The 15418-nt window shown below is 39.4% G+C and carries 21 protein-coding genes; 3 read left to right on the forward strand and 18 right to left on the reverse strand.

The annotated features are described in order from the left end of the window. Window positions 1–71 precede the first annotated feature (71 nt). The 8 genes from V514_RS0106730 to comGA form a co-directional block, all read right to left on the reverse strand. Window positions 72–584 (reverse strand): shikimate kinase, encoded by a 513-nt coding sequence (locus V514_RS0106730; RefSeq protein WP_029499142.1) that lies wholly within the window; start codon window positions 582–584, stop codon window positions 72–74. A 134-nt stretch (window positions 585–718) separates the two neighbouring features. Beyond that, on the reverse strand, window positions 719–856 hold the full coding sequence (locus tag V514_RS20350; protein WP_161630176.1) for a hypothetical protein: 138 nt from the start codon (window positions 854–856) through the stop codon (window positions 719–721). A 37-nt stretch (window positions 857–893) separates the two neighbouring features. Further along, window positions 894–1373, reverse strand: a complete 480-nt coding sequence (locus V514_RS0106735; RefSeq protein WP_081715006.1) for a ComGF family competence protein — start codon at window positions 1371–1373, stop codon at window positions 894–896. Then, window positions 1321–1635: a hypothetical protein gene (locus V514_RS0106740; protein ID WP_152528947.1), complete on the reverse strand. Its 315-nt coding sequence runs from the start codon at window positions 1633–1635 to the stop codon at window positions 1321–1323. Before V514_RS0106740 ends, V514_RS0106735 begins: the two co-directional genes overlap by 53 nt. Beyond that, window positions 1632–2066, reverse strand: a complete 435-nt coding sequence (locus V514_RS0106745; RefSeq protein ID WP_029499146.1) for a prepilin-type N-terminal cleavage/methylation domain-containing protein — start codon at window positions 2064–2066, stop codon at window positions 1632–1634. Before V514_RS0106745 ends, V514_RS0106740 begins: the two co-directional genes overlap by 4 nt. Next, complete coding sequence (comGC, locus tag V514_RS0106750; protein ID WP_029499148.1) at window positions 2056–2364, reverse strand: competence type IV pilus major pilin ComGC; 309 nt, start codon at window positions 2362–2364, stop codon at window positions 2056–2058. Before comGC ends, V514_RS0106745 begins: the two co-directional genes overlap by 11 nt. 12 nt (window positions 2365–2376) lie before the next feature. Further along, a complete protein-coding gene (gene comGB / locus V514_RS0106755) occupies window positions 2377–3453 on the reverse strand; it encodes a competence type IV pilus assembly protein ComGB (RefSeq protein ID WP_029499150.1) in 1077 nt (358 codons plus the stop codon). After that, window positions 3383–4426 (reverse strand): competence type IV pilus ATPase ComGA, encoded by a 1044-nt coding sequence (gene comGA, locus V514_RS0106760; RefSeq protein WP_029499152.1) that lies wholly within the window; start codon window positions 4424–4426, stop codon window positions 3383–3385. The genes comGB and comGA overlap by 71 nt, the downstream gene beginning before the upstream one ends. A gap of 236 nt (window positions 4427–4662) precedes the next feature. On the opposite strand from comGA, the gene V514_RS0106765 reads away from it, so the two are divergent. Continuing rightward, a complete protein-coding gene (locus tag V514_RS0106765; RefSeq protein ID WP_029499154.1) occupies window positions 4663–5358 on the forward strand; it encodes a helix-turn-helix transcriptional regulator in 696 nt (231 codons plus the stop codon). A gap of 265 nt (window positions 5359–5623) precedes the next feature. Here V514_RS0106765 and V514_RS0106770 read toward each other — a convergent pair whose 3' ends face one another. From V514_RS0106770 to rpmG, 4 genes are all read right to left on the reverse strand, one after another. Then, window positions 5624–6262 (reverse strand): MBL fold metallo-hydrolase, encoded by a 639-nt coding sequence (locus V514_RS0106770; protein WP_029499156.1) that lies wholly within the window; start codon window positions 6260–6262, stop codon window positions 5624–5626. 123 nt (window positions 6263–6385) lie between these two features. Beyond that, on the reverse strand, window positions 6386–6625 hold the full coding sequence (locus tag V514_RS0106775; protein WP_051392436.1) for a YqgQ family protein: 240 nt from the start codon (window positions 6623–6625) through the stop codon (window positions 6386–6388). Beyond that, window positions 6618–7208, reverse strand: a complete 591-nt coding sequence (locus V514_RS0106780) for a 5-formyltetrahydrofolate cyclo-ligase (RefSeq protein ID WP_029499159.1) — start codon at window positions 7206–7208, stop codon at window positions 6618–6620. The genes V514_RS0106775 and V514_RS0106780 overlap by 8 nt, the downstream gene beginning before the upstream one ends. A gap of 58 nt (window positions 7209–7266) precedes the next feature. After that, on the reverse strand, window positions 7267–7416 hold the full coding sequence (rpmG, locus tag V514_RS0106785) for a 50S ribosomal protein L33 (protein WP_029499162.1): 150 nt from the start codon (window positions 7414–7416) through the stop codon (window positions 7267–7269). 185 nt (window positions 7417–7601) lie between these two features. On the opposite strand from rpmG, the gene V514_RS0106790 reads away from it, so the two are divergent. Together V514_RS0106790 and V514_RS0106795 are read left to right on the forward strand one after the other, a co-directional pair. Next, a complete protein-coding gene (locus V514_RS0106790) occupies window positions 7602–7958 on the forward strand; it encodes a helix-turn-helix domain-containing protein (RefSeq protein ID WP_029499164.1) in 357 nt (118 codons plus the stop codon). Further along, window positions 7955–8458 (forward strand): endolytic transglycosylase MltG, encoded by a 504-nt coding sequence (locus V514_RS0106795; protein WP_029499166.1) that lies wholly within the window; start codon window positions 7955–7957, stop codon window positions 8456–8458. The genes V514_RS0106790 and V514_RS0106795 overlap by 4 nt, the downstream gene beginning before the upstream one ends. Before the next feature lie 38 nt (window positions 8459–8496). Here V514_RS0106795 and phoU read toward each other — a convergent pair whose 3' ends face one another. From phoU to V514_RS0106825, 6 genes are all read right to left on the reverse strand, one after another. Next, complete coding sequence (gene phoU / locus V514_RS0106800) at window positions 8497–9153, reverse strand: phosphate signaling complex protein PhoU (protein ID WP_029499168.1); 657 nt, start codon at window positions 9151–9153, stop codon at window positions 8497–8499. Window positions 9154–9165: 12 nt separating this feature from the next. After that, window positions 9166–9945 (reverse strand): phosphate ABC transporter ATP-binding protein PstB, encoded by a 780-nt coding sequence (gene pstB, locus V514_RS0106805; protein WP_275583116.1) that lies wholly within the window; start codon window positions 9943–9945, stop codon window positions 9166–9168. Between the two features lie 58 nt (window positions 9946–10003). Then, window positions 10004–10882, reverse strand: a complete 879-nt coding sequence (gene pstA / locus V514_RS0106810; protein ID WP_029499172.1) for a phosphate ABC transporter permease PstA — start codon at window positions 10880–10882, stop codon at window positions 10004–10006. Further along, on the reverse strand, window positions 10883–11827 hold the full coding sequence (gene pstC, locus V514_RS0106815; RefSeq protein WP_029499173.1) for a phosphate ABC transporter permease subunit PstC: 945 nt from the start codon (window positions 11825–11827) through the stop codon (window positions 10883–10885). A gap of 69 nt (window positions 11828–11896) precedes the next feature. Beyond that, window positions 11897–12859 carry a PstS family phosphate ABC transporter substrate-binding protein gene (locus V514_RS0106820; RefSeq protein WP_029499174.1) on the reverse strand — a complete coding sequence of 321 codons (963 nt, stop codon included), beginning with the start codon at window positions 12857–12859 and terminating at the stop codon, window positions 11897–11899. Window positions 12860–13141: 282 nt separating this feature from the next. Beyond that, entirely contained in the window at window positions 13142–15286 is a 2145-nt protein-coding gene (locus V514_RS0106825; protein ID WP_029499175.1) for a peptidoglycan D,D-transpeptidase FtsI family protein, read from the reverse strand. Window positions 15287–15418: the final 132 nt, after the last annotated feature.

A 15418-nucleotide genomic window follows, 5' to 3' on the forward strand; every position in this document is an offset into this window, starting at 1 on the left:
GACATTACATTCTTGCAATATAATTCGTAAAATATTTTTATTTACGAACAATTTACATTTTAAACGAATGATTATTCGCCTTTTAGACGATTCACTTGGAAGCCACAATACTCGACAATTTGTCTCAGCGATCGGCTCTCCGTTCGCACTGAGATATGTGCGCATTGTTTATAATGTTTTCTGCGTTCATGATACAAATCTTCTAATTCTTGCTTTGTTGAACGTTGGACGATTGGGCGGTTTTTATCTTTATGGATACGTCTCCATATGTCTGGGAACGTCGCATCTAAAAATAATACGAGCCCTGTTTCACGCATAATTTTACGATTCACAGGATTCATCGCTACGCCGCCACCTGTCGCAATAATGCAAAATTCATCACGAAAATCTTTTAAAAATTCCGTTTCAATTTTACGAAATGCTTCTTCTCCGCTTTGTTCAAAAATTTCCGGTATAGTCTTTTTTTCTCTACGAACGATTTCTGTATCCATATCGTAGTAAGGTAGTTTTAAAAAATAACTAAGTCTTCTACCAATGGCACTTTTCCCTGAGCCCATAAAACCGACTAAATAAATTTTACGCACATTTTTCACCTTCTTAATGACGACAAACAACACTGTTGCTACTCAACACTATTTTTATTTATAGTAGCATGAACGCCAACGGATTCCAACGATATTCTATAATATGTCGTGAAAAGAAGGAAAAATTTTACGGTTCATTTTGTGAGGGATTGTTGCATTGTCATCATTCGTTGTTCAATGCGCTGCTGTTCAAGAAAACGATAATTGTCAATCGTTTCTAAATACGTCGTATACGACAGGATTGTAATCGTCACGTACAATGTAACGGTCATTAAAAATACGAGGCTTATTAAAAACAGCGACCCGCGTTCATTTTGCAGCAGCTGGCAACATAATCGTCGCCTCTCTCGCGGTTGGCGTTGTCGTAAATTGAAGTTGCACATATAATTTATCATCTTCTATCTTATAGTTGATTGTTTTCACATCCGTTAGCAACACAATATGACCGCCTGCGCGCAAAAATGTCGCACTAACAATCTCATCGCGTAAAATAATGCGCTTCTTATCGTCCTTGGCGGCATAATCATAATGTAATTCCTGCGTACCTTCGACTTGAACGACCGTACTATTTTCTAAATCCTTCGCTAACATCGTCACAAAGCGCTCCCACAACATGCTTTCTGGTACGATATAATGCTGTAATTTAGACAAAAACGGCGCAAATAACAACATCATGTTTAAACACATCATTAAAATCGCTAGCTGTAATAAGGCATCGAGTAGCGTATACCCCGCACTATTTCGCACTTGGTGCAAAGCATTGCTTCCGTTGCTTTTGAAATATTTCATACTCTACGCACATCCTTTGTTCATCGCCATACCAATCGTACGGCTCACCGTTATAAACGACATGATCTTGCTTTAGTGCTGGTTGAATTTGTTGTTCTAATAATGCATTATGTGCGACACGATGCGCATAATAACGGCGTTCTGTTTCATGAACTTGCAGCATCATCGTCATAAACATCGGTAGCAGCGTTGTAAATATTAACATGCAAACAGCTAAACTAAACAACGCTTCAACAACGGACGACCCTCGCTGCTCCATCACAAGCTTTCTAATCGCGGCACCCCTTCTCCAATATAAATTTTCACACTATATTGCTTCGTATCCGATAAAAATTTAAATTGCCGCGAGGAACTGGCCGCCCCATTTGCATTAAACGAAATTTTATTAAAGGCATCATTTGAGAATTTCAGTTGTTTTGGCAGCGCAACTTCCTTTATTGTCGTATTCATTTGCTTAATTTGGTAATGCAGTTGATTATTTTTTTCGATAAATTGAATTGTACTTCCCATTGCGGTGCGCTCTGCTAAACTTTGCGTATAATGAATATCTTTTAACAGCTGTTCCATATACGCATCTGCTTCCTGTATCCCCCATTGCCGATAACCAAATTGTGTCGTGACGAGTAAAATCATTAACAGAATCGTTAATACTAACAACATCTCGATAAATGTAAATCCACGGCTATTTCGCAATACTAACAACTCCGTCAATTAACGTAATCTTCGCTCCTTTGCAGCTGCGTTCATCGGAACCGTTCGCTAAATAACCTTTTGACTCTAAATCACCAATCGATGTTGGGTACACGCCTTCATCGATGCGATATGCTTCTACTTGCCCTTGCGCCATTTTCAAATACGCATTGCAACCCTTTTCATCGACTGTCGAAAAATGTTTTGTGACATTTGGAATCGCAATCAAAATTAACACCGTAATAATAAATAACACAATCAACATTTCAATCAACGTAAAACCTCGTTCATTTTTAAGCATTTTTAGCCCTCCTTATACAACATCAATCATTTGATACATCGGTAATAAAATCGCTAAATACGCACCTAAAATACAAATGGCAATTAAGCAAAAAAACAGTGGTTGTACAATACTCAATAAGCGGTTTACAAGCTGTTGTTGTTTAGCCGCAATAAAGTCGCCATACATCATTAACTCCCGCCCTAAGTTGCCGCCGCGCTCGCCATGCGCAATACAACTCGAAAAATCGCGTTGAAAATACGGCAATTCCTGAACTGCTGCTGATAATAACTCCCCTTTGAGAATAAATTGATACAAGCGCTCGGCCATATAACGAATATACGGCTGATACGTTTGTCGTTTTAAAAGCATTAGCGCGTCTTGTAGCGATAAACCACTCGTTAACAGCGTGCCGATTTCCTCGGCCAATTGTTTCGTTAGCAATAATTGAAAAAATAACCGCAGTGGATAAAGGCGATAAATAAGTGATAATTGCGCCGCCACATCGCGCTTAGCATTAATAACGATGGCGATAATAACAGCCACGCTAACGGCGATAAACAACGCAATAAAAACATCGGGTAAATGGAGGAGAAGTCGTGAAACGGTTAGTTCAATCCATGTTTTTTTGTCGCTTGTTGTATAAAACATCGTCGACATTTGTGGAAGAAAAAATTGACGAAAGCCAATTAAGAGGCAGACGAGTAGAAAAAATAACGTAATCGGGTACGTTAATAACTTGATCATCATGTGGTTATTTTTTGTTTGTCGCTCCATCTGTGCAGCAACATGCCCTAATGCGCGCTCAAATTCACCGCGCTGTTCAGCTAATTGTAACGTTAATAAATAACGGGCTGAAATGCCAAAGTAGCGAAACACATCGGTCATCGCATGGCCTTCTTTTAACAGCTTTTTTATATGCGTTAATGCTTGTTCTTCGTTCGTCATATGATGCGGTGCTAGCATATGTAACGAATCATAAAACGTATAGCCTTCCGCTAACAATTTGGCTAACTTCGCTAAAAAATCACTTGGTCGCTTAAGTCGCTTCTTGTTGCGCTGCCTTAAGCGCCAATCGCTGTAAATCGGCGGTGCAGAGAATGTGCCCATCGCGTAAACCCCTTTCATATTGCCCTTCTAGCGTGTCAGCATACGGCAATTGAAATACACGCTTGTCGTCTTCTAACACTACCTGAATAGTAGGCTCATCTAAAATTTCAAATAATGCGCGCACTTGCTGCCCATCTTGCACTGGTACGAGCCGCTGTGCAATAATCGCGATGACCGTCTGCCGTAAATCTTCTTTAGAAATACCTAAATCTAACAAACGATAAATACAGCCAAGTGAATCTTTCGCATGAATCGTGCTAAACACTAAATGTCCCGTCAACGCGGCTTCAATCGCAATTTTCGCCGTTTCCTTATCGCGTATTTCACCAATCATCATGACATCGGGCGAATGCCTTAAAATCGCTTTTAAGCCGACTTCATACGACACACCCGCGCGCTCATTCACTTGCACTTGCAATAAATGCGCCTGTGGATGCTCTACCGGATCTTCGAGCGAAATCACTTGCTTTTGTTCCGCTAGCGCACATTGCTGAACGAGTGAATAGAGCGTTGTCGATTTACCAGAGCCAGTTGGTCCCGTCATAAATACGAGTCCTTGTCTCCTTGCTGGCAACTCCCGTAATTGCGCAATGCTCGAGTCAAACACCGCTAAGTCATCTAATGATTTCGCTGCGTGATGGTACATCATACGCAACACGAGACTTTCATACGAAAAAGCAGAAGGTAGTGTCGAAACCCTACAAGCGAGCCGTTCACTCCCTATCATCGTTTGAAATGATCCACTTTGTGGCCTTCGTTGGTCGCCAATATCAAGGGCGGCTTCAAATTTGAAAAAAGCAATAAAACGCGTAGCTAATTGGCTTGAATAATCGGCAATATGACAAAGTTGATGAAATTTACGGAAATAAATTTGATAATGGTCGTTTGTTGGCATAAAAAGAATATCGCTCGCTTGAAACAATGCCGCACGTTCTAGTAAGGTATTAGCTTGCTGTTCAATTTGTTGTTCCATGTTCGGTCCCCCTTCGTTCCTGTTATACTGAGTATACGAAGTTACAATGCAAAAAAATAGCACTTGAAGCGTCTTTAAAAAACGGGCTTTTTTATCAAATAATGCCTAAAAAACGTCAAGAATTTTTAATGGATTTCTGAAAAATAATAGGTATTTTTAAGGCGTTTAAAAAATTACTGTGATTATTTAGGTCGTTTGTTCTATAATGAAATTAACAATAATGGAGGTGCATACCAATGGTCGACCCTTTAAAAATTACGAGCACACTCGCCGATGAAACGAGATATTCGATTTACCAACATATCATCAAACATAAAGAAGCTTTTTCTGTTCAAGAAATTGCTGATGTGTTCAACATACATCCTAATGTCGCACGCTTACACTTAAAAAAATTAACGGATATTGGTGTATTAAATGCAGAATTTGAAAAAACCGGAAAAGGTGGGCGTCCTGGGCGTCTTTATAAAGCAACCGATGATGGCGTTGCTTTATCATTCCCTTACCGAGACGATCGCCAACTAATGGATTGGCTTCTTGATATTTTAAGTGCCTGTGGTCCAGAAGCAATCGAAGTCGGCAAAAAAATCTGTTATCGCAAAGGTATGGATTCCATTCAAGAGACATTACAAAATCGTCGCCTAACGCTCGATAATTTACAACTAGAACATAAAGTTGATTTAATTACCGAAACAGCAGCCCTTATTGGTTACATTCCAATTATTCGTGATACAGCAGCTGGCAAGACATTAAAATTTACGGTTTATAACTGTCCTTTCCATAATGGCATCGCAAAACATAGCGATTTTATTTGTGATTTACATGAAGCCTTTTTAAAAGGACAATTTGAAGCGTTATTTGATGTGACAGAATTTACACAAGTTGAAAGTATGGTCCATGATTGTAAGTTTTGTTCGTACCACGTCGATGTTTAAATCGATTTAAAAAAGAAGCTCATGACATTTCAATTATGTCATGAGCTTCTTTTTTAATGTTTTTTTAATTAACACTGTTGACATAGTGTTAATATCATCTTATACTATTACTCGTAGCTTAACTTTATCCCTCCCATTTTATATGGTGAGAAAACATCCCCTAGATGAAGATATTTGCACATATCTTCCAAGTTGAAGAGGCATCCATCGCCTCTTTTTTTATGCCCAAAAAGAGGTGCCGCACAATGCGACACCTTTCGTTTTTTTAAAACCCATTTAAAAATGGATTATTTTCCATCTCTTCAAATACCGTTGTTGGTTCCCCGTGACCTGGATAAATTAACGTATCCTCATCAAGCGACAATAAGTGCTTGTCAATTGCTTGTACTAAGACATTCATATTGCCTTCAATCAAATCGGTGCGACCAATACTCCCTTTAAATAACGTATCGCCAACAATCGCAAAACCTTGTTGTTCAAACACATACGACACACTTCCTGGTGAATGACCTGGCGTATGGCGTACATCAAACGAAAAAGGTCCAACTGTTAAATTGCCTTCTTTTGAGAGCAGCACATCTGCCTCATTAACCGTCACCGCTGGAATTTCACGGTATTTTCCAGAACCATTGAGCGCTGGATTTTGCAACCAAGCAGCCTCTTTCTCATGGACATACAGCGGAATATTAAACGCCTCACGTATATCGTCAACAGCACCAATATGGTCAAAATGGGCATGTGTCAATAAAATTGCTACCGGTTTCAAATTATTTTTCCGCAATTCTTTCACAAGTGCTTGTCCTTGGTCGCCCGGATCGATAATTAACGTTTCTTTGTTTTTATTCGAAATAAAATAACAGTTTTCTTGCACTAACCCAACAACATAACTACGAATATTATACATTTCTTTCACCTCTTGCCCCATTATAACGGCATCAAATCAGAACTTCCACCTTGTAGTTGAAAATAAAAAAAGCTGTTCGATTAACGATTTACAACATGACTGCAAATCGTTAATACAAACAGCTTATCGGCGATAGCCTTCTTTTTCTAGACGCACTTCTTCGGCGCGAAGAATGTGGCGTGCTTTTTGATATTCTCGTACATCTAAAATACCCGCTTCATACAACTCACGAATATCCGCTTCCATCATCCGAAGATCGCCAATACGATTTTTCGTATAAATAAACGTTCCAAAGCGCTTTAAATATTGTTGGATATCTTGTAAATTTTCAATTTGATCAACGTCAATCACACGTTTAGCCATGTTGTTCTTCCTTTCGAATCTGCTGACAATTAATAGCTTCAAGCTCTGTCAAAATACAATCTATAGGGTAATCATACGTATCTTTTGGTACTTTTGCAACCATCTGCTCTTCAAAACAAAATGCGATTGTTTGTCCGCTATAATGTGGCAAATAGCGGTCATAATAGCCGCCGCCGTAGCCAATCCGATACCCGGTCTTATCGAATACAACGCCTGGTACAACAAGCAAATCAATACCTTGCGGTGTAACATAGACCGTTTGTGCTGGGATAGGCTCTAAAAGCTCCATATAAACGGTTTCTAGCTCGTTGTAGTCGCTGAAAATATAAAAGTCCATTTCATGCGTTGCCGGCTTACAACGTGGAATCGCGACCTTTTTACCAAGCGCCCATAACTGTTCGATTAAGGCGCGCGTTTCTACTTCTGGAAACGCTGAAATCGTCAAGCCAACTACGCGTGCTTGCTGCAATGCCTGCATTGCTAAAAAGCGTTCGTGGATTGCGTGTGAATGCTTGTTATATGTCGCTTCGTCAACTTGCTTTAACAATTGTTGCGTCTGTTTACGTAATACCTTTTTTTCCATTGTTATCCCCCTTTAAATAGAAAAAGCCAGTCTCAAATGAGGCTGGCAAGAAGCGTGATTACTTCGTTTCACGGTGAAGTGTCATTTTGTTATCACGAGAGCAATATTTTTTTAGTTCTAAACGTTCTGGGTTGTTACGTTTGTTTTTCTTAGAAATGTAGTTACGTTCACCACATTCTGTGCAAGCTAATGTAAGATTAACGCGCATGGTGTTATCCCTCCCACTCATTATATTTTTTAGTGAGCATGATTTATACGACTAGCCCATTATATCATATTGGTCAAAAAAATCTACAAGTATTTCGTTTTTTTTATGTTACAATGTAGTCAATTAGCATAATTAGCTTTTTTTAGTTAATTTGCTCTATCTCATACATATTGGAGTGATTGTGTTTGGATTTATCGATTATGTTAATGGGCGCTGGTATCGTCATTATACTGCTGTCATTCGTTGTAGGCCGCTCAAAAAAGGTTGAGCAAGAAAGTGAAGATTTAGCAGTAACCATGTATAATGAAACCGCTCAAATTAAACGGCGCTTAAAAGTTATTGAAGAAGAACTGCTATTAGATACCCCGACAATAAAGGCGGCGCCACAAAAAACGCCTTCTGCCGGTATTCACCAAATTTTAATTAGCCAAGTATTAGCGTTACATAAACAAGGATATAATATTACACAAATTGCGGACCGTTCTTCTCTTTCCACTACGCAAATTGAACAAATTATCGCCACAGGAGGAAAGTTATCATGAAATCCTCACTGCGGGCATTTGGTATCGGCCTATTTGTTGCCGGCGCTACACTAAGTATTGTCCATGCTACGACAAAAGAGCAACCAACACAACAAACAGCTGCGAGCACACAAACAACCGATAACGACGCGGCAGTTGCTGGGCAGCTAAAAGCACTGCAACAACAAAAAAGCGCACTTGAGCAAGAAAACGAAGCGCTTGAACAACGTATTAACAAACTTGAAAAGAAATTAAAGCAACAACAAACAACTGAAGTGAAACCAACGACTGAAACGAAGCCAACGACAAACTCAACACCAACCTATACGTTGCACATTGCATCCGGCATGGGGACAACTGAAATTACGGATACGCTAAAAAAAGCCGGTATTATTTCAAACGCGCGTGAATTCGAACAATATATTATCGATAAAGGACAAGCGACCAAATTGCAAAACGGTTCGTTCTCCGTCAACAAAAATATGAGTTACGAAGAAATCTTACGTGTGTTAATTCAATAGCGAAAAGCAGGAAGCACTGACGCCTCCTGCTTTTTTAATTAATCAAACGCATAATGCTTGCCCTTAACTAAATAGAACAGCGATTCCGCTAAGTTTGTTGCATGATCCGCCGCACGCTCAATATATTTACACACAAAGGATAATTGCTGAAGCTGACTTTCTGCCCCGTCTTGCAAATGTGTCGCAGCTAATAATTCCGTTAATGCTTCACCGTAAAGCTCATCAATTTGGTCATCCATTTCTGCAAGCACTTTCGCTTCCATTAAATCTTCAGTAATAAATGCTTGCAACATATCGCGTAGCATTTTAATCGCTAACACGCGCATACGCGCAATTTTTTCAATCGGCAACACTAATTCTGCATCGCCTAAACGAATCGTTTCTTTCGCAATACTTACAGCATAATCCCCGATACGCTCCATTTCACTCGCTGCTTTTACAAGTACCATAACGCGACGTAAATCGGTAGCTACCGGCTGTTGTTTCGCGATAATTAGTAGCACATCATCTTGAATATGCTGTTCTAAGCGATTAATAAAACGATCTTGTTCAATGAGCATCCATGCTTTTTCAGCATCTTTTTCTAATAGCACATCGACAGAACGATCGAAGGCATGAATCGCTAATTCACATAAATCAACAAGGCGCTGTTGCACGCGTGCAAGCTCTTGTTCATACTTTTCACGAACGACCACTACGCTTGCCCCCTAACCAAATCGACCAGAAACGTAATCTTCTGTACGTTTGTCTGATGGATTTGAGAAAATTTTATCCGTCGCATCAAATTCAATTACTTCTCCATTTAAGAAGAACGCGGTTTTATCTGAAATACGCGCTGCTTGTTGCATATTGTGCGTGACGATAATAATCGAATAATTTTCTTTTAATTCTTGCACTAACTCTTCAACTTTCAACGTTGAAATCGGGTCCAGTGCTGATGTTGGTTCATCCATTAAAATAACATCGGGTTCGATAGCTAAACAACGCGCGATACAAATACGTTGTTGTTGTCCGCCTGATAAACCGTACGCATTGTCATGCAGACGATCTTTCACCTCGTCCCAAATCGCTGCGCCGCGCAATGACTGTTCGACAATTTGATCTAATACTTTTTTATTTTTAATACCATGAATACGCGGTCCGTACGCAATATTATCATAAATTGATTTTGGGAATGGATTTGGCTTTTGGAACACCATTCCTACTTTTGTGCGCAGTTCTTCGACCGAATAGCCCTTATCTAAAATATTGCGCTGGCGATAGTTAATCTCGCCGGTTGTACGCACGCTTGGTACGAGCTCGACCATACGATTTAATGTTTTTAAATACGTTGATTTACCGCAACCTGATGGACCGATAATCGCCGTTACATTGTTTTCTTGGATATTTAAATTAATATCTTTTAGCGCATGTTTGTCGCCATACCATAAATTTAAATTGTTCGTTTCATAAACATTTTCACGCGGTTGATTTTGTAACACTTTCATTTCTTGTTTTGTTTGTTGTTCTTCACGTACGATAGCTTGTACCATGACAAGTCCTCCCTTAATAGCGGTTCTGGAATTTATTTCGAATAAAGACAGCAATACTATTCATAAAGATTAATAACATCATTAACACTAAAATACCCGCTGCAGCAACATATTGGAATTCCTCTTGCGGACGTTTTGCCCAATCAAAGATCAACATTGGCAACGCTGTAAATTCACTTAAAATACCATCTGGTAAAAACTGTACGATAACCGGAATCCCGATAACAACAAGCGGTGCTGTTTCACCAATAGCGCGTGATAATGCTAAAATACTTCCTGTTAATATACCTGGAATTGCAGCTGGTAACACAACTTTATAAATCGTTTGCCATTTCGTAGCACCCATACCATACGATGCTTCACGTAAACTGCCCGGCACCGAACGCACCGCTTCTTGTGCGGCTACGATAATGACCGGTAAAATGAGTAAGCTCATCGTTAAGCCCGCTGCTAAAATACTTTTGCCCATGCCGAGCATACGCACAAAGATTGTTAAACCAAGTAAACCAAACACAATCGATGGCACGCCTGCTAAGTTTGAAATATTCATTTGAATAAATGTCGTTACTTTATTTTTCTTAGCATATTCTTCCAAATAAATCGCCGCACCGACACCTAAAAATAATGACACCGGCGTCACAACCGCTAGCATCGCGAGCGAGCCAACTAACCCTGCCGAGATACCTGCTTTTTCAGGGAAACGCGATGAAAAATTTTGAAGGAAATCTAGTGATAAATAGCCCGCACCTTGTGTGATCATTCGGTACATCAATACAACTAAGGCCAATAATGCAAGCAATGTCGCGCCAAGGAATAAGTTTTTGAATACCGTATTTTTCGTACGGCGCTTTGTCATTTGACGCTCGACAACTTCGTGATTGATATAAGCCATTTAGTATTCCTCCCTGAATCTTTTCGAAATCCAACTTGCAATTAAGTTCATGATTAACGTGAAGATAAATAATGTAAATCCTACTGCGTAAATTGAGTAATAAATTGTTGTACCATAACCTGCGTCACCCGTTGACACTTGAACGATATACGCAGTCATTGTTTGAATTGAGCCGGTAACATCAAAGTTGAATAGTGGTGTTGAACCGCCAGCAAGTGAGACGATCATCGTTTCACCAATCGCACGAGACATTGCTAAAACGACCGATGCTAACACACCTGATAACGCGGCTGGTAAAATAATTTTCAGCGCTACTTCTAATTTTGTTGACCCTAAACCAAGCGCCCCTTCACGCATCGCATTTGGCACGCTTGATAAGGCATCTTCTGATAAAGATGCAATCGTTGGTAAAATCATAAGCCCGATAATTAGCCCCGGACTTAGCGCATTAAAAATTTCTAAGCTTGGGAATATTTTTTGTAGCATCGGCGTCACAAACGTTAAAGCGAAGAAACCATAAACAATTGTTGGCACACCTGCTAATACTTCTAAAATAGGTTTAATAACGCGGCGCACTTTATCAGAAGCAAATTCGCTTAAATAAATGGCTACTGCTAAACCAAGTGGTACTGCTACGACAATCGCAATGCCGGTTACTTTTAACGTTCCTAATACGAGTGGCAATATACCATATGACGGTTCGCCAGCAAATGGTAGCCATTCCGTACCTGTGATATATTCCCAAAAGCTTACACGTCTAAAAAATTCGATCGTTTCAAAAATTAATGTAAATACAATACCAATTGTCGTGAGGACTGAAACAGCAGCTGTTATAAAGAGAATCGTTGGTACTAATTTCTCTGCTTTGCGGCCAAGCCCCTTGTTTTTCTTGTCCGCAATCATTTGCTGCACATCGAGTGATTTTTCTCGTTTTTGTGAGACCACGTTCAAAGACTCCCTTCTATTGAAAAGACGGTTTGCAAATGCAGACCGTCTCGTTACCTGCTATATGATTTATTTTTTGAATTCTTCTAGTTTTTTCTTATCTTCTGCGTAGACATCATCTGGAGATTTTACATAGCCAACGCTTTCAGCCATTTCACCGGCATTGTTAAGCGCATACTCCATGAAGTTGTACATCGCTGGATCTTCTAATGCTTTGTTGTTTGCATAGACGAATAATGGACGAGAAAGTGGTGTGTAATCGCCTGATTGAATTGTGTCGTGCGTTGGTTCTACGCCATCGATTTTAACAATTTTTAATTTATCTTTGTTTGCTTCATAGTAGGCAAAACCAAAGTAACCGATGGCATTTTTATCTGCTTCAACACCTGTTACAAGTACGTTATCATCTTCAGATAATGTTGCTGATTTATCAAGTTGTTGTTCTTCTAATACATCATTTACAAAGTAATCGTACGTACCTGAATCCGTACCTGGAGAGTAGAATTTGATTTCTTCATTTGGCCAGTCTTTGTTAATATCAGACCATTTTTTCTTTTTGCCATTATCTACCCAAATTTCTTCTAATTGCTTCACCGTTAAGTCTTCAATCCAGTCATTATCTTTGTTAACAACGATTGAAATCCCGTCATAAGCAATTTCAAACTCTGTATAGTCAACGCCTTTTTCTTTTAGTTTCGCCGCTTCTTCATCTTTGATTGGACGAGAGGCATTAGAGAAGTCTGTTTCGCCATTGATAAATTTCTCGAAACCACCACCTGTACCTGATACACCAACAGCAACTTGCACGTTTGGTTGCGTTGCTGAATATTCTTCAACAATTGCTTCCATGATTGGTGATACTGTAGACGAACCGTCGCCTGCAATTTTACCTTGTAATTGCTCGTCAGAACTTTCTGCTCCTGTTGATGTTTCTGATGACGAGTTGCCTGCTTTTTGATCAGCTCCGCACGCGCCTAGTAATAAAGCTGATGTTGCCATTGATGTCACCATTAGGTACTTCCATTTTTTCATTGTTACTTCCCCCTACACATGTCGTTTGTTATTCTTTACACTCTTAACTATAAAGAAGCATTGTAAGGGGCATATATGAGTTATGTAAGGAAATATGAAAGATATGTAAATAGACTGTAAATTCATTTTTGGCAAAAAAAGAGGCTGCGACAAAACAGTTCCTGTTCCTTTTTTAGCGTTCGCAACAAAAAACCGGAATCGCGCCACAGCGCGATTCCGGTTTTTCTTATGCTCATCTGAGAAGGTGTTTTTACACGTATATCTCAGCCTCTTTTTAAAAAATTAACGTGTAATTTTTTCTCCAACAGTTTGTTTTTGTTTTTTGGTTTCTTGCTTTTTCAATTTGAAATAAGCATCAACCGCTTCACGCGCCATCAAGTTGTTTGGCGTTGGGTGTGCTGCAGTTGTAGACATCCATGGCATAATAACTGCATACGCGACTTCCGGATCATTTTTCGGCGCAAACCCGACGTGTGATACTGTAATCGAATACGTGCCATAACGTTCTTTTTTCGGACCATAATAAATTACTTCGGCCGTCCCTGTTTTACCAGCAGCTTCATATTTTGCATCTGAGAAGAATTTATTTGCCGTACCGCCTGACGAATTGTAAACCATCGACATCCCATCATGTACATGATTGATTTCCGATTGTGTGTTATTCGTATGGTTTAAAACAGTTGGCTCAATTTCTTTATCTAATCGACCTAATGTTTTGCCGTCTTCAGATGGTTCGTGAATTTCTTTTAAAATATGCGGTGCAATACGGTCACCACCATTGGCTACTGTTGATACATATTGCGCTAATTGTAATGGCGTATACGTATCATATTGGCCAATCGATAAATCCAAATATTTACCCGGTAATGTTTCATTCCCTTTTACACCGGTAAATTCACCTGGTAAATCAATGCCTGTTTCAACACCTAAACCAAAGCGTGCATAACCATTACGCATTTTTTGGAAGTCATCGCTTGTCACGCCATTAATACTTTGCTGGCCATAGGTGATACCCGCTACTTTTAATGCCGTTTTAAACATATAAACGTTTGATGATTTTTGAAGTGCTGTTAAATCATTAATAGGAATAGAACCTGTTTTATTGAATAATGATGATTTTGTCATGCCGCCTAATTTCATCGGTGCATCGACCATGACAGTTCCCGGTGTAATTGCTCCGTATGAATAACCTGTTAATAATGTCCCTGGTTTCACGACCGAACCTACTTCATACGATGTCGTAAAGGCCCCGATTGAATAATCGGTCACTTTTTGTTTCCCGTCAATAACCTCAAGTTTTTTACCACTCATCGATAATACTTCTCCGGTATGCGGGTCCATCATAACAAGGAAGGCGCGGTCTAATAATCCTGCCGTACCATTCGCTTTTGTTTTCAATAAGTATTTTTCAACAATTTTATCGGTTTCATGTTGTAATTTACTATCAATTGAAATGACTAAATCTTTACCTGCTTGACCTTCTTTAATCGTTTTTGTATCAACGACTTGGCCTTGTGAATTCGTCTCACTTTTCACGACAGCTTTTTTACCTTGTAGTAAATCTTCATATTGTTGTTCTAAGTAACTTTTCCCAACGCGGTCATTTCGTGAATAATCGCGTGCTAAATAATATTGTAACTTATCTGCCGGGATCCCTTCCTCAGGCGTTGTCGTTTTTCCTAAAATCGTTAAATCCGATTTTTTCTTACGCGCCCAGTCCGTCGTTGTATTGACACCCGGTAAATCATTTAAGCGTTCTGACACAATCGCAAACTCTTTATCACTCACGCCATCACTTTTAATAATTTGTGGCGACAAGTTATAACCAGCGACCATTTTGCTATAAACCGCTAATGTTTTCAAATCGTCTTTTGTTAATGTTTTTAATTCTTTTTTCGTAATACGATCGCGTGTTAACGTATCGATTTCCGCTTGAATCTTCGCTGTTTCGCCACCTTTTTTACTAATGGCAGCTCGCTCTTCTTTGCTCACTTTTGCGGCAGCAGCATCTGGATTTAAACGAATCCAATAGTCTTGTTTATCGCGTTCGGTCAATTTTGATGTATCCATTTTTATGAGCTTTGATAGCTTTGTAGCCGTTTCTAACATTTCCGTTTGTTTCGTTGTGGGATATTTTGTATACGTAATGGCATTTTTTGCTTCATTATCTACAAGTACTTTCCCATTACGATCATAAATGCGGCCACGCGGAACACTTGTATTGACCGTCACTTCTTCTGTTTTTTGTAATTCTGTTACATATTCTTCGCCTTTTACAATTTGCATGTAACCTAGGCGTAAAATCAATACCGAAAATAGTACGAAAATCGAGAAGAAAAGAACATTCATTCGAAATGCAAGGCTAGCGCGAAGTTCTGCTTGTGGATTCGCTGCACGTTGCTTTTGCGCTTTTTGTTTTCGTCGCATCAAATTCCCCCCTTCTACTCAATTCACAATAAGTAGTATATCATTTTTCATGCGAAAAAACATCGTGTCTTATTGGGCTCATGCATTTTTTCGTCCATAAAAAAAGCACGCACCTTCAAGACGTGAAGGGTA

The organism is Kurthia huakuii LAM0618, from assembly GCF_000505545.1.
GTDB classification, from domain to species: Bacteria; Bacillota; Bacilli; order Bacillales_A; family Planococcaceae; genus Kurthia; species Kurthia huakuii.

Coding starts and splice junctions, on each gene's coding strand:
- pstB (WP_275583116.1), bottom strand. CDS start 9,945: ATGAAAGTGTTACAAAATCAACCGCGTGAAAATGTTTATGAAACGAAC.
- V514_RS0106770 (WP_029499156.1), bottom strand. CDS start 6,262: ATGTATAATATTCGTAGTTATGTTGTTGGGTTAGTGCAAGAAAACTGT.
- rpmG (WP_029499162.1), bottom strand. CDS start 7,416: ATGCGCGTTAATCTTACATTAGCTTGCACAGAATGTGGTGAACGTAAC.
- V514_RS0106795 (WP_029499166.1), top strand. CDS start 7,955: ATGAAATCCTCACTGCGGGCATTTGGTATCGGCCTATTTGTTGCCGGC.
- V514_RS0106775 (WP_051392436.1), bottom strand. CDS start 6,625: ATGGCTAAACGTGTGATTGACGTTGATCAAATTGAAAATTTACAAGAT.
- V514_RS0106825 (WP_029499175.1), bottom strand. CDS start 15,286: ATGCGACGAAAACAAAAAGCGCAAAAGCAACGTGCAGCGAATCCACAA.
- pstA (WP_029499172.1), bottom strand. CDS start 10,882: ATGGCTTATATCAATCACGAAGTTGTCGAGCGTCAAATGACAAAGCGC.
- comGB (WP_029499150.1), bottom strand. CDS start 3,453: ATGGGCACATTCTCTGCACCGCCGATTTACAGCGATTGGCGCTTAAGG.
- V514_RS20350 (WP_161630176.1), bottom strand. CDS start 856: ATGACCGTTACATTGTACGTGACGATTACAATCCTGTCGTATACGACG.
- V514_RS0106780 (WP_029499159.1), bottom strand. CDS start 7,208: ATGGAAAAAAAGGTATTACGTAAACAGACGCAACAATTGTTAAAGCAA.
- comGC (WP_029499148.1), bottom strand. CDS start 2,364: ATGCTTAAAAATGAACGAGGTTTTACGTTGATTGAAATGTTGATTGTG.
- comGA (WP_029499152.1), bottom strand. CDS start 4,426: ATGGAACAACAAATTGAACAGCAAGCTAATACCTTACTAGAACGTGCG.
- V514_RS0106765 (WP_029499154.1), top strand. CDS start 4,663: ATGGTCGACCCTTTAAAAATTACGAGCACACTCGCCGATGAAACGAGA.
- V514_RS0106735 (WP_081715006.1), bottom strand. CDS start 1,373: ATGAAATATTTCAAAAGCAACGGAAGCAATGCTTTGCACCAAGTGCGA.
- V514_RS0106820 (WP_029499174.1), bottom strand. CDS start 12,859: ATGAAAAAATGGAAGTACCTAATGGTGACATCAATGGCAACATCAGCT.